The 11,534-nt window shown below is 71.6% G+C and carries 14 protein-coding genes and 1 pseudogene; 6 read left to right on the top strand and 9 right to left on the bottom strand.

The features are described 5' to 3' along the window. Positions 1–288: pseudogene (locus DKT68_RS06235) on the top strand (hypothetical protein); the annotation flags it as partial. 15 nt (positions 289–303) lie between these two features. Here the strand turns inward: DKT68_RS06235 and DKT68_RS06230 are convergent. Continuing rightward, positions 304–1,233 carry an LLM class F420-dependent oxidoreductase gene (locus DKT68_RS06230; RefSeq protein ID WP_109816457.1) on the bottom strand — a complete coding sequence of 310 codons (930 nt, stop codon included), beginning with the start codon at positions 1,231–1,233 and terminating at the stop codon, positions 304–306. 97 nt (positions 1,234–1,330) lie between these two features. Here DKT68_RS06230 and DKT68_RS06225 point away from each other — a divergent pair, with 97 nt between their 5' ends. The 3 genes from DKT68_RS06225 to DKT68_RS06215 all read left to right on the top strand — a co-directional run bounded on the left by DKT68_RS06225 (position 1,331) and on the right by DKT68_RS06215 (position 3,492). Next, positions 1,331–1,642, top strand: a complete 312-nt coding sequence (locus DKT68_RS06225; RefSeq protein ID WP_109816456.1) for an ArsR/SmtB family transcription factor — start codon at positions 1,331–1,333, stop codon at positions 1,640–1,642. Continuing rightward, the gene (locus DKT68_RS06220) at positions 1,643–2,173 is read left to right on the top strand and encodes an SRPBCC family protein (RefSeq protein WP_109816455.1); all 531 of its coding nucleotides are present in this window, start codon (positions 1,643–1,645) and stop codon (positions 2,171–2,173) included. Positions 2,174–2,331: 158 nt separating this feature from the next. Continuing rightward, positions 2,332–3,492, top strand: coding sequence for an acyl-CoA dehydrogenase family protein (locus DKT68_RS06215; protein WP_109816464.1), 1,161 nt, complete (start codon positions 2,332–2,334; stop codon positions 3,490–3,492). An 11-nt stretch (positions 3,493–3,503) separates the two neighbouring features. On the opposite strand, the gene DKT68_RS06210 is transcribed toward DKT68_RS06215, so the two are convergent. The 5 genes from DKT68_RS06210 to DKT68_RS06190 all read right to left on the bottom strand — a co-directional run bounded on the left by DKT68_RS06210 (position 3,504) and on the right by DKT68_RS06190 (position 7,154). Continuing rightward, positions 3,504–4,541 (bottom strand): hypothetical protein, encoded by a 1,038-nt coding sequence (locus DKT68_RS06210; protein ID WP_109816454.1) that lies wholly within the window; start codon positions 4,539–4,541, stop codon positions 3,504–3,506. Then, on the bottom strand, positions 4,541–4,810 hold the full coding sequence (locus DKT68_RS06205) for a hypothetical protein (RefSeq protein ID WP_109816453.1): 270 nt from the start codon (positions 4,808–4,810) through the stop codon (positions 4,541–4,543). The genes DKT68_RS06210 and DKT68_RS06205 overlap by 1 nt, the downstream gene beginning before the upstream one ends. 434 nt (positions 4,811–5,244) lie before the next feature. Further along, positions 5,245–6,174, bottom strand: coding sequence for a GHMP family kinase ATP-binding protein (locus DKT68_RS06200; RefSeq protein ID WP_109816452.1), 930 nt, complete (start codon positions 6,172–6,174; stop codon positions 5,245–5,247). Between the two features lie 141 nt (positions 6,175–6,315). Beyond that, complete coding sequence (locus tag DKT68_RS31375; protein ID WP_201748927.1) at positions 6,316–6,501, bottom strand: hypothetical protein; 186 nt, start codon at positions 6,499–6,501, stop codon at positions 6,316–6,318. 98 nt (positions 6,502–6,599) lie between these two features. Then, on the bottom strand, positions 6,600–7,154 hold the full coding sequence (locus DKT68_RS06190) for a Uma2 family endonuclease (RefSeq protein WP_109816451.1): 555 nt from the start codon (positions 7,152–7,154) through the stop codon (positions 6,600–6,602). A 219-nt stretch (positions 7,155–7,373) separates the two neighbouring features. On the opposite strand from DKT68_RS06190, the gene DKT68_RS06185 reads away from it, so the two are divergent. Beyond that, positions 7,374–8,153 (top strand): hypothetical protein, encoded by a 780-nt coding sequence (locus DKT68_RS06185; RefSeq protein ID WP_109816450.1) that lies wholly within the window; start codon positions 7,374–7,376, stop codon positions 8,151–8,153. 154 nt (positions 8,154–8,307) lie between these two features. Here the strand turns inward: DKT68_RS06185 and DKT68_RS06180 are convergent, their stop codons facing one another. Continuing rightward, positions 8,308–8,577, bottom strand: a complete 270-nt coding sequence (locus tag DKT68_RS06180; RefSeq protein ID WP_109816449.1) for a LysR family transcriptional regulator — start codon at positions 8,575–8,577, stop codon at positions 8,308–8,310. 522 nt (positions 8,578–9,099) lie between these two features. After that, on the bottom strand, positions 9,100–9,495 hold the full coding sequence (locus DKT68_RS06175) for a hypothetical protein (protein ID WP_109816448.1): 396 nt from the start codon (positions 9,493–9,495) through the stop codon (positions 9,100–9,102). Between the two features lie 307 nt (positions 9,496–9,802). Between DKT68_RS06175 and DKT68_RS06170 the strand changes: the two genes are divergently transcribed. Then, positions 9,803–10,006, top strand: coding sequence for a hypothetical protein (locus DKT68_RS06170; RefSeq protein ID WP_109816447.1), 204 nt, complete (start codon positions 9,803–9,805; stop codon positions 10,004–10,006). A 101-nt stretch (positions 10,007–10,107) separates the two neighbouring features. Here DKT68_RS06170 and DKT68_RS06165 read toward each other — a convergent pair whose 3' ends face one another. After that, complete coding sequence (locus DKT68_RS06165; protein WP_161556626.1) at positions 10,108–11,409, bottom strand: helix-turn-helix domain-containing protein; 1,302 nt, start codon at positions 11,407–11,409, stop codon at positions 10,108–10,110. Positions 11,410–11,534: the final 125 nt, after the last annotated feature.

Genomic DNA, 11,534 nt, shown 5'->3' with positions numbered 1-11,534 from the left:
CGCCCGACGCCCGCGCCCCCGCCGGCCCCGACTCCGGTGCCGGCGCCCGGGCCGCCGCCGCGTGCTCCCGGCGCGCAGTCCATCGTGACCCGGCATCTGGACGGTTCGGTGGAGGTGGTCACCGATCTCGACGGCGACGGCGTCGCCGACATCGTCCAGGTCGACCTGAACGGCGACGGGGTGTTGGACGTCACCTACGTGGACAGTGACCACGACGGCCGGCTGGACACCGTGCTGCGCGACCCCGGCATGGTCGGGACGGGCGGCGGGGGCCAGCGACGCGCGTGAGCGCGCGCTCCGGGCTCAGAGCTTCGCCATCACCTCGCTGGCGACCAGCTCCAGGTGGGCCAGGTCGCTGAGGTCCAGCACCTGGAGGTAGATGCGCTGGCTGCCGGTCTCCGCGTACCGGCCGATGGTGTCGAGGACCTCGGCGGGCGTGCCGGCCAGGCCGTTGGCCCGCAGCTCGTCCGGTTCGCGCCCGATGGCGGCGGCCCGGCGGTCCACCTCGGCGTCGTCGCGCCCGCAGCAGAGCACCAGGGCGTTGGACCAGACCACCTCGGCCGGGTTCCGCCCGATCTCGGTGCACGCCGCGCGGACCCGCTCGAACTGCGCCGCGGTGTCGGCCACCGAGGCGAACGGCAGGTTGAACTCGTCGGCGTAGCGGGCGGCCAGCCGCGGGGTGCGCTTCGGGCCCATCCCGCCGAGCAGGATCGGCGGGCGGGGCTGCTGCACCGGCTTGGGCAGGGCGGGCGAGTCACTGATCGGGTAGTACCGGCCGGCGTGCTGGAACCGCTCCCCCGCCGGGGTGGCCCAGAGCCCGGTGATGACCTCGAGCTGCTCCTCCAGCCGGTCGAACCGCTCGCCCAGGGACGGGAACGGGATGCCGTACGCGGTGTGCTCCTCGGCGTACCAGCCGGTGCCGATGCCCAGCTCCACCCGGCCACCGCTCATCTGGTCGACCTGCGCCACCGTGATCGCCAGTGGGCCGGGCAGCCGGAAGGTGGCGGCCGTCATCAGGGTGCCGAGCCGGATCCGGCTGGTGTCCCGGGCCAGGCCGGCCAGCGTGGTCCACGCGTCGGTGGGGCCCGGCTCGCCGCTCGCGTCGCCCATCCTGAGGTAGTGGTCGGACCGGAAGAACGCACCGTAGCCGGCGTCCTCGGCGCACCGGGCCACGGCGAGCAACTGGTCGTAGCTGGCGCCCTGCTGAGGTTCGGTGAAGATCCGCAGTTCCATGATCCGAGCATAGGTAGTTCGTCCCGATGCCGCTCCTGGACGGTGACGGTGGCCATATGCTTTGACAGTCATATGAACGGTGAGGCATATTCGGGCGGTGTCCACCGACGTCTTCACCGTCCTCGCCGAGCCCACCCGGCGCCGGATCCTCGACGAGCTCCGCGACGGGGAACGCAGCGTCGGCGAACTGGTGGACGGCCTCCAGGTCAGCCAGCCGGCAGTCTCGAAGCACCTGCGGGTGCTCCGCGAGGCCGGCTTCGTCTCCTGCCGGACCGCCGCCCGACAGCGGATCTACCGCCTCGACCCGGGCCCGCTGCGGGCGGTCGACGGCTGGCTGGACCCGTACCGCCGGCTGTGGAACCGGCACCTGGACGCGCTGGAACGACACCTTGACAGTCAGGAGCAGTGAATGGACCGCGAGGCCTTCCGCCCGAGCCCGCCCGCCGAGGTGCGCGCCGAGCCCTCCGCCGCCGGCGCCACCCTGGTCTTCGTCCGCGACCTGCGGCACCCACCAGCCACCGTCTGGGCGGCGCTGACCGACGCGACACAGCTCGCCGAGTGGGCGCCCTTCCTCGCCGACCGGGATCTCGGCGCCCCGGGCGCCGCGGTGCTCACGATGGTCGACGGCGAGACCACCACCCCGACCTCGGCGACGGTCCGTCGGGCCGAACCGCCGACCCTGCTGGAATACACCTGGGGCGACGACCTGCTGCGCTGGGAGCTGAGCGCGCTGGGCACCGGTACCCGACTCACCCTGCGGCACTCGGTCGCCGACCGGGGGATGCTGGCGATGGTCGCCGCCGGCTGGCACCTCTGCCTCGACGTGGCCGACCGGCTGCTCGACGGCGATCCGGTCGGTCCGATCCGGGGCGCCGAAGCCCTCGACTTCGGCTGGCCCGAGCTGCGCGACACGTACGCCGACCGGTTCGACGAGAGCTGAACGGCCGCGTCCGCGGTCCGCCTCCCCCGACCGGGCTGTCGCCGGCGACGGGCGTCCGGCCATCCGGTGCCGACGTCTCTTCCGCCCGCGTGCCCGCGGCGTCCACGCTGGACGGAACCGGCCGCGACCGGCGGCGCGGCGGACGCGAGGAGCAGATGATGGACGATCAGCACCGTGACCGGTTGACGACGGCCGTGGCGAACCTGGTTCCCGAGCTGTCCCGGCGGGCCGGCGAGATCGAACAGGCCCGCGAGCTGCCCGCCGACCTGCTCGACGCGCTGCGCGACGCCGGCTGCTTCCGGATGTTCGTGCCGCGCAGCCACGGCGGGTACGAGGCCGACCTGCGCACCGGGCTGCGCGTGCTGGAGACGTTGGCGCGGGCGGACGGGGCGACCGGCTGGACCGTGATGATCGGCGCCGAGACCCCGCACCTGCTGGCGATGCTGTCCCGGGAGCGGTTCGACAAGCTCTACGCCGAGGGCCCGGACGTGGTGGTGGCCGGCGGCTTCGCCCCCCAGGGTCGGGCCGAGCCGACCGACGGCGGCTACCGGGTCACCGGTCGCTGGCCCTTCGCCAGCGGCAGTCTCCACGCCGACTGGATCTTCGGCAACTGCCTGCTGACCGACGCCGGGCAGCCGCCGACCGGAGAGCCGCCGCGACTGCGCTCGATGCTATTTCCTGCCGACCGCGTCACCGTGCACGACACCTGGCACGCGTTGGGCCTGCGCGGCACCGGCAGCCACGACGTCGAGGTGGCCGACGCGTTCTGCCCCGCCGATGACAGCCTCGACCTGTTCACCGGGGTGCCCTGCGTACCCGGGCCGGGCTTCGTCGCGCCGCTGGTGCACTTCGTGCTGCACCTCGGCGCGGTCGCGGTGGGCATCGCGCAGGGCGCCCTCGACGACATGGTCGCGTCGTTGGCCGGTGGCCGGCAGCGGCTCTACGCCCGCCAGTCGCTGGCCGACTCGCCGGCCTTCCGGATCCAGCTCGGCCGGGCCGACCTCGACGTCCGGGCCGCCCGGGCACTGCTGCACGACCTGGCCGACGAGCTCTGGGCGGCCTGCGCCACGGATCCGGCGGCGGTGGCCCGGCTGCACCCGCGGATCTCTGCCGCACTGCCCTGGGTGACCGAGCGGACCGCCGTGGCGGTGGACGCCTGCTACCGGGCCGGTGGCGGCGGGGCGTCCCGGGACGGCGCGCCGCTGCAACGTCGGTTCCGGGACATCCACACGTTCAGCCAGCACGCCGCGGCGGCCGAGGGTTGGCTGGGCAACAACGGCACCGAACTGCTCGGCCGTCCGGTCGAGTTGGCGTACTGAGCTCGGCTCGGTCAGACGTACGGGCGGGTGGCGTACGCGGTCCGGAGCGCGGCCAGCCCGGCGGCTCTCGGCGAGAGGGTGCCCCATCCCGAGTTGAAGTAGTTGGTCTGGACGATCCGTGGCCCCCGCTCGGCGTTGAGCTGGGCCACCGCCGCCGGGACGGTGGCGATCCAGGCCGGCTGGTCCGGGATCTCGGCCGACCGCACCCCCCACTCGGCGATGATCACGGGCCGGGACAGCGCCACCGGGCCGAGGTCGGCCACCGCCCAGTCCTTCGTGCGACGGAACCGCGACAGCGCGGTGTGACCGGCGTTGGTGGCGTAGGCGTTCCACTGGAGGAAGTCCAGCCGGGACATCAGCGACTCCGGGTGGGTGCGCTGGAAGCAGGCCCGGTCGAAGCCGCCGACGCCGACCGAGAAGGTGGTGCCGGCGGGGAGTGTCCGTGCCTTGAACCAGGTGAGGATGTAGTTCATCGCCTGCACCGCGCGGGCGTCCGACTCGGCCCAGGTGTACGCCTTGCCGTCCTCGGTGGTGCCGAACTCGTGGTCGGTGTCCAACTCCGAGGCGAGCTGGATGTTCACCCCGAAGCCGAGCGTCCGGTACTGCGCCAGGGCGCGGTGGAGCAACCCGTCGCACTGCCCGTTGACAACCTGGCTGTACCCGTACGCCTTCGGCCAGGTGGTGCCCGGGCGCTGCTGGATGGTCATCGATGGTGCGGGCACGGTGTAGTCGGTGACGTCCACCCGGAAGCTCTGCGGCCCCGCGTTCGCCGCGCCGTAGTGCTTCAGCTCCAGGACCATGTTCATCCGCACCCCGGCCTTGCCCAGGTTGATCAGCCAGGGCCGGTTGTAGCCGGGGAAGACGTAGCCGTCGGCGAAGCTGCGGTACTGGGTCAGCGAGCGGAAGTTGCCGCCGGCCATGTCGGCGGTCGGGTCCGCGCCGCCGGAGAGGTAGTAGCCACCCAGCACCGGTTGGCTCAGCGCGTAGTCGGCGGTGGTGGTCGCGGTGTGGCCAGCGGCGTCGCGGACCTGGACGGTGACCCGGGGCATCACGCCACCGCCCGATACACGGCCACCGAGCCATTGTCGGAGACCCGGGTCCAGGTACGCCCGGAGTCGTCGGTGACGGTCAGGGTGAGCGGGTCGATGACCGCGGTGACCTTGACGGGTGCGCTGCTGTTGCCCTGCGCGTCGGTGACCACGATGGTGACGGTCAGGGGTCTGGTGTCGGCGTCGGAGTAGGTGACGGTCAACAGCATCTGATCGCCCGGTGTGTAGACGGATGCGCTCAGGGCTGCGGTCGCGGTGGGAGTGGCCATGTTCGGGGCCCTCTCTGGTTCGGCCGCCGGGTTGGGGCGCGGGTGAGCGACCCCGGACCCTGCGGGGTCCACGGTGCGAAAGACGGCGGGGTACGGCGGCGCGGCCGGATGGGCGGCGTCGCCTGGCCGCCGGAGGTGTAGACGACCTTGTCCCGATGGGCGATGGCACCGTTGCGGGCGCCCGCAGCGGTGTGGGCGGCAGCCACGGACCGGGCCGTACGCGAGGTCGGAGCGGCGGCTGTGCCGGGTTCCCCCGCGGCGGCGGCGCCGGGCTGGGTGCGGACGGCCCCGGTGCGGACGATGCTGTCCCCACCGGGCCGGAGGAATGGGATGTGGCCCGCCATCCGTCCGCCTCTTGACCTGCCCCAACAGTGCTCTACCAGGGGCTTTGCCGTCTTGTCCGGTATGCGACAGCCACCTGCGGGCCCTGCCTGTCAGCGCTCCCCGGGGCCGAGCGACCGGTGCACGGTCACCGTGCCCGGCAACGCGGCGCACCCCGTACGCACGTGTTCGATCTTCGCGGCGCGCTCCGGGTCGGTCTGGTCGAACAGGACACCGAGGGCGGTGCCGCTGTGCGCGATGACCAGGCCGTGACCGTCGACCTCGCGGCAGAGGCGGTGCAGCACGTCGAGGTGCCGACGCGGGCGCAGCTTGCCGTTCAGCACGGCGCTGCGGGTGGTGACCTCGCCGACGGCGGGCAGGTCGGCGGCGCGTACGGCCTCGGTGAGCGCGGCGAGCAGCCGCGCGTACTCCCGCTTGTCGGCCTGGTCGAACGGCTTGGGGATCCGGTTGAACCGGATGGTGTCCACGGTGCCGCCCTCGTCGTGCGCCACCACCGTGAGCGGGGGCAGCACGCCGATCCGCTCCCGCAGCCGCACCTCACGGTGGTGGAAGGCGACGATGCCGTCGTACATCACGCCGTCGGAGGGCTCGATCCGGCGCAGCAACGACTCGATGGCGCGCTCGCCCAGCGTCATGCCGAACGCGTCACCGACCGCCCGCGCGGTGGCCACCAGGTCCGCCGACGAGCTGGCGAAGCCCTTGCCCTCGGCCAGGTCACCGCCCAGTTCCAGCACCCCGCCGCCGGGAATGCGGAACAGTTCCAGGACGGCGGCGGCCAGCCGGGCCGACTTCTGCTTGTGCTGCGGGAAGACCCGGACCCGGTCCAGCCCGGCGCCGGGCCGGAAGGTGGCGGTGGCCCACCGCGCCATCGGGAACGTCACCAGGAAGTCCCGGTCGGCATCGGGCAGGACGCCCTGCAACAGCTCACCGAAGGTGCCGAACGCGGTGCCGACGCCGAGCCTGCCGGTGGCCGCCCGCGGCGCGTCCCGGCCGACGGCGTACGCCCGCTCCCTCCGTCGCACGATCGACCTCTCCGTCGCGTTGGCTGCCGCCGGTCACGTTACGTCTCTGCTACCGGCTGCCCCGACTACCGTCCGAGCGGTCACCGCCGTCTTCGGGAAAGCTTGACCAGCGCGATCCGTGGATGATCGTCGCCGGCGCCGTCACTCGGGCACGGCGCCCCGGACGGCCCAGGCCCGAGCGATGAGCCGGATCGAACCGTCGGGCCCCATCGGTAGCCGGGCGGCCAGCAGCTCCCGCAGCGCGGCCCGCTCCGGCAGCGGCAACGCGCGGGCGTCCCCGACCTGGAAGGTCGCCCGACCATCGGCGACCCGCCTCGTACGCGTCACCGTCCGCCCACACCGGCTGCGCCATGCCCGAACGATACGACAGGTTCCGTCGCTCGCTGACGCGCCGACGGGGGGCGGCGGCTCAGCCGGCCTGGCTCTCAGTCGAGGTGCTCGCCCGGGGCCGTCTGCAGCAGCCAGGCCAGCGGCATCCGTGCCCGCTCCTCGTAGGCGCCGTCCCCGATCAGCCTGTGCAGGGTGACGGTCTGCGCGCTGTCCCGGTCCACCACCCAGTACTGCGGGATCCCCGCCGAGGCGTACTCCCGCACCTTCGTCACCGAATCCATCGCCTCGGAGCCGGGTGACACGATCTCCACCACGAGCACGATCTCGGTCACCGCGGCCCAGACGCTGCGCGCCGGCGGTTTGCGCCACACACTGAGATCGGGAATCCGGCCGCCGTCACCGTCCGGGCCGGAGATCCGTACACCGGCGGCCTGGAGCACCTGGTCGGCGGGCCAGCCAGCCATGATCAGCCAAGCGAAGAGACGACTGGCGATCATGGCGTGTTCCGAGTCGGACGGCGGCATGACCGACAGGACCCCCTCGGGGCTGGTCTCGTAACGGTGGCCGTTCGGATCGGCGCCGTTCATCGCCGCCACGTCGTCGAGCGTCACGATGGCGGGCATGTGCATGCCAACGGCCTCGGCGCTCATGCCCTCATCCTAAGCGACCAGCCACGCCGACTTCGGTAGTGCGACGCGCCCGCGGGCGGCACCTCGACATTTCCGGCGGGTTCGCATGCGGGCGAAGGAGGCCGACCTGAGCCCGCGCATCGGATCCAGCTTCGGCCGCCGATCGCGACCCGCGCCCTGTATCTGGGCGGGCTGGCCGCCCTTGTCCTGGGAGGCTTCTGGGCTGTTCCCGCCGCGGTGATGACCGCCCCGCTGGCCGGATCGGGTTGGACGCTGCTGGCCGTGACGGCCGGCGTGACCGGCGGGTTGGCGTGGTTCGGGATCGTCGCTGAGCAGCGGCGGGTGAAGGCCGACGAGGCGGAGCATGCTCAACAGCTGTCGGCCCGGTGGGCGGCCTTCGACGACTGGCGGCGAAAGCTGTCGGACAAGCCGTCCGACCCGGAGATGGCCGCCTGGTTGGAATGCGACCGCAAGATCCTCGTCGACAAGGCCATGCAGCAGTATCGGCTCAGGCCGAGCCAGGTGGTCGCGCACGCCTTCATCGAGGCACCCGCGAGGTCGTACAAGCGGGCGCGGGTGGTACGCGGCCCGTGGCGCTATTCCCGGTACCGTCTGCTCCTCTTTCTGCTGACGGACGACGGCGTGCGACAGGTGAACATCGACCTCGACTTCGAGGAGGGTGCGTCCCGTACGACCCAGCGGCTGAACTACCGCTTCGACGCCGTGGCCGCCGTACGTATCGATGGGGTGGCGACCCAGCAGCAGACGTTCGAACTGACGCTGTTCAACGGCGAACCCATCTCCGTTCGGGTCACCGTCTCGAACACCGAGGGGATCCGGTCAGATGAGGACCCGAGGGCCCTGTCCCAGGTCTCGTTGGACGCGTCCGGTCTCATCCACACCCTCAACGTGCTGGAGGGGATCGCCGCCGAAGGTAAGGAGTGGATCAGACAACAGCGGCAACGGGCCGACGAGCGGCTCGCCGAGCTCACGAAGAGTGTCCACGACCTCATCGACTGACGCTGTCATCCCCTGTTCCCGACCGACGACCCACGCTCAACGGGCCGTACGCCCCGGGTGCTGGCCGGACAAGCGCCCACATTCCTGTCGGCGATGGACTCGAACGAACCCCGGGCCCTCGGGAGATCCGAGGGGCCCGGGGTTCGAGAGCACGTCAACCGGCGAGCGCCAGATCTGCTGTTGTGGCTTTGATGCCGCGCATGAGCGTGAGGACGGCCTGGACGGACGGCAGCATCAACGCACCGGAGCGGGTCAGCGTCACACCGGTGGAGGTACGGACGAACAGCTTTGTGCCGAGGCTCATCTCCAGGCACTTGATCTGGTAACTCACCGCGGGCTGCGAGTAGCCCAGGGCCCGGGCTGCCATGTCCATCCGTCCGTGCTCGGCTACAGCGACGAAGGCCTGTAGTTCGCGCTCGTTCACAAGATACCCCCGAATATCGACTGACTCCGCTTGACTTGTCATCACCAAGCAGTCATCAGGTTAATGACTTCCGTCATGCCGGTCAATACCCCTCCGGAGGAAGTCGGAGCCGCATCGTGCCCGGTCAGGGCGTCTTTCAGGAAGTACACAGCCAGATTTCCGTGACACAGCGCGAGTCATGCGCTAGGGAAGCGTCAGTCATCGACGATGACTGCGGCGGTGGGTGTTCGCCTGGGCGAGCTGGCACGCGCGCATCGCGTCGACGGTCGGTCGTGCGCCGCGGGCACGTCGGCGCACCTCAGCCACCCGGTGGAAGGGGGCCGCGCTTCGGCCGTGACGAGCTGCCAGGCGCGATGCGGCGCGTGGATTCGTGGCGTGGCTGTGACACACGAGGACCTCCTGTCGACGTGGATGGCTTCGGTAGCCCCACGTCGGACAGGAGGTCCTCGTCATTGCGGTTCGCCGGGTCCCGCCGTCACACGAGCTCGATCAACGAACCGTGGCGGCACACCCCGGAAATGGTCACCAGAGCGACGTCGGCGTTCCGCACGCCGTGCCGGCGCACAACCGCGCGGTGGCGGAGGGCCGACCGATCAGGTAGGTCTGAAACGTCGTGACGAACGACTCCGGACTCTCTCCGGCGCACGTCACGGGCGACTCCCAGGTCCCACCGAGGTACTGGATCTGGACGTGGAAGCAGCCGGTGGCGGTGCCGGTCTGGATGATGCCCTTGACCGTACGCTTCTGGCCGACGCCCAACGGGTCCTGCTGGACCGTCTGGGTGCCGCTCGCCGTGGCGCCGCCGTAGGACGCCTCCCACGGAAAGGGCAGCACCGACGCGGTGGTGGGCGTCCGGGCGACCGCGGGCGCGGCGACGGAGACCGCCGCGGCAGTCATCACCACGGCCGCCGTGACCACCCGGCGAACCCTGCCTAACAGTGACATGAATTGCCTCCGAATACCGATTGATGGTTCGGGAAGCGGCCCGGCGGAACTGATGCGGCAGGTAACCGATCGCATTGCCGTGCTTTCGCCGAGACAATCACAGCGATCTGGCGACGGGGCGGGCAACGCCATATCGAACTTTTGAAAGAGCGGTCACCCCGGTGCGGCGGCGCGCGATTTTAGGTGCAGCCGGCACCGGTGCGCCACCCCCGACCAGGCTGGCTCCAAAAAATTCGAAACGGACTCCACCCGACGGGTCCCACCCACTAGACATGGGGTCATGACGAAGCACACCGCAGCCACCACTGACGACAGCCGCCTCGTTCGCCGCCTGGTGATGCCCGCGATCGCGTTCGCCGCGATCGCGTTCGCCGGCTCGGAGTCGACCGACCAGACCGTGACCGACCAGTCCCAGGCCGGCATCGTGGCGGTCGCCGACGCGCCGGTGCCGGAGCCTCGGGTGTCGGCCGACTGGCCCTGGTGAACGACGACGCCGATCAGCCGGTCGCGGCAGCGAGGGAGCCGCGGCCGGCTCCGAGCCCTCCACCACCTGACGGTGGTGGAGGGCTTCTTCACGCACGCATCTCAGGACGCCGGGGCGTCGTCCACCTCGCGCCAGATCTGGACCGCCCGCCGGTAGGCCGCGGCCGCCTCGGCGAGCTGGGCGGCCCGGCGCAACGAGGCGGCGGCCTCCTCGGATCGCCCGCAGCGGCGCTGGGCCCGGCCGACGGCCAGGACGAAACGCACCCGCTCGATGGCCGACAGGTCGGCCTCGTCGACCGTGCTGGCGATCTTCAGAGCCCGTTCCGGTTCACCGACGGCCACCGCGTACCGGACCTCCAGGCTGGCGGCTGCGGACGGCGAGGCGGCGAAATCGGCCGCGGACATGGCCGCGCGGGCGGCGACCATGTGCGCCGTGATCTCCGGCAGATCGGCCTCGGCATCCATCAGCGCGGACACGGCCGCCGCGGCGAACCGCGCCCAGTCCCGCAGGGAGGTGGTGGGGTTCGCCAACATCTCCCGGGCCGAGCGCAGGTGCTCCAGCGACCGCTCGACCTCGCCGATCCGCGCCATGGCGATGCTCGCCACCCAGTGCGCCCGGCCGGAGATGGCGGGGCTGTCCAGCTCCTGCGCCAGTGCCATCATCCGGTCGACGATCCGGATCACCTCGGCCCCGCCGCCGGCGTCGCTCAGCACCGAGATGTGCACCGCGTACAGGCGGATGTGCTCGCCGCCGCGGACGAACGCGGTGCTGGTGATCTCCTGCTCGGCGAGCTCGATGTGGGTGAACGCCTCGGCGAGCCGGCCGACGTCACGGGCCGCGCCGATCAGCGCGATGCGGGCGCGCACGAGCGCCTCCGGTACGCCGGTCTTCTCGGCGACCTCGACGAGCTCCTGCAGCAGGGCGTGTCGGGCGACGCGGTCGTTCCGTTGCTCCAGCACCCGTTCCAGGGCCAGGCCGCGGCTCAGCATCGTCGTCGCCTCACCGGCCTCGTGGGCGGCACGGTACGCGCTGGTCAGCCCCTGCTCGGCGCGGACCAGGTCGCCCTGCTCGATCGCGCTGCCGATGACCAGTTCCTGCGCCAGCCGTGCGGCTTCCAGGGGCGGTCGCGAACCATCCTGGGGCGGTCGCGAACCCGACGCCGGCGCGGGTGCGGCGTCCCGGACAGCTTCGGCGTCGTCGATCAGAGCGGCCATCGGTACGCCGAGGACGCCGACCAGGTGGGCGACGACCTCCAGGGTCGGCACCCGGGTGCCGGACTCGAGCAGCGAGATGTAGGACTGGTTGACCGCACCGACGGCGAGGTCCCGCTGGGACATTCCGCGTTCGGTGCGCAGGCGTCGCAGCCGTCGCCCGAACTCGGGCTGGGCAATCTGCGTGGCCATGCGACTACCTCGTGTGCCTTTCCGTATCCAATTCGACGCGGTCCGGTGACGGACCAGGGAGCAGAATACGCCGCGCACGCCGACGCACCGGCTCCGCCGATATGATTCGCGCTGCATTTTGTCGG

It is taken from the genome of Micromonospora acroterricola (assembly GCF_003172955.1).
GTDB classification, from domain to species: Bacteria; Actinomycetota; Actinomycetes; order Mycobacteriales; family Micromonosporaceae; genus Micromonospora; species Micromonospora acroterricola.
The sequence above is the reverse complement of the archived record's forward strand: the minus strand, read 5'-3'. Positions and strand labels throughout refer to the sequence as shown.

Bases quoted from the DNA above. Each gene is read 5' to 3' on its own strand.
- DKT68_RS06205 (WP_109816453.1), bottom strand. From the start codon at position 4,810: ATGGCCACTCCCACCGCGACCGCAGCCCTGAGCGCATCCGTCTACACA.
- DKT68_RS06170 (WP_109816447.1), top strand. From the start codon at position 9,803: ATGACGAAGCACACCGCAGCCACCACTGACGACAGCCGCCTCGTTCGC.
- DKT68_RS06215 (WP_109816464.1), top strand. From the start codon at position 2,332: ATGGACGATCAGCACCGTGACCGGTTGACGACGGCCGTGGCGAACCTG.
- DKT68_RS06220 (WP_109816455.1), top strand. From the start codon at position 1,643: ATGGACCGCGAGGCCTTCCGCCCGAGCCCGCCCGCCGAGGTGCGCGCC.
- DKT68_RS06190 (WP_109816451.1), bottom strand. From the start codon at position 7,154: ATGAGCGCCGAGGCCGTTGGCATGCACATGCCCGCCATCGTGACGCTC.
- DKT68_RS06185 (WP_109816450.1), top strand. From the start codon at position 7,374: ATGACCGCCCCGCTGGCCGGATCGGGTTGGACGCTGCTGGCCGTGACG.
- DKT68_RS06210 (WP_109816454.1), bottom strand. From the start codon at position 4,541: ATGCCCCGGGTCACCGTCCAGGTCCGCGACGCCGCTGGCCACACCGCG.
- DKT68_RS06230 (WP_109816457.1), bottom strand. From the start codon at position 1,233: ATGGAACTGCGGATCTTCACCGAACCTCAGCAGGGCGCCAGCTACGAC.
- DKT68_RS06165 (WP_161556626.1), bottom strand. From the start codon at position 11,409: ATGGCCACGCAGATTGCCCAGCCCGAGTTCGGGCGACGGCTGCGACGC.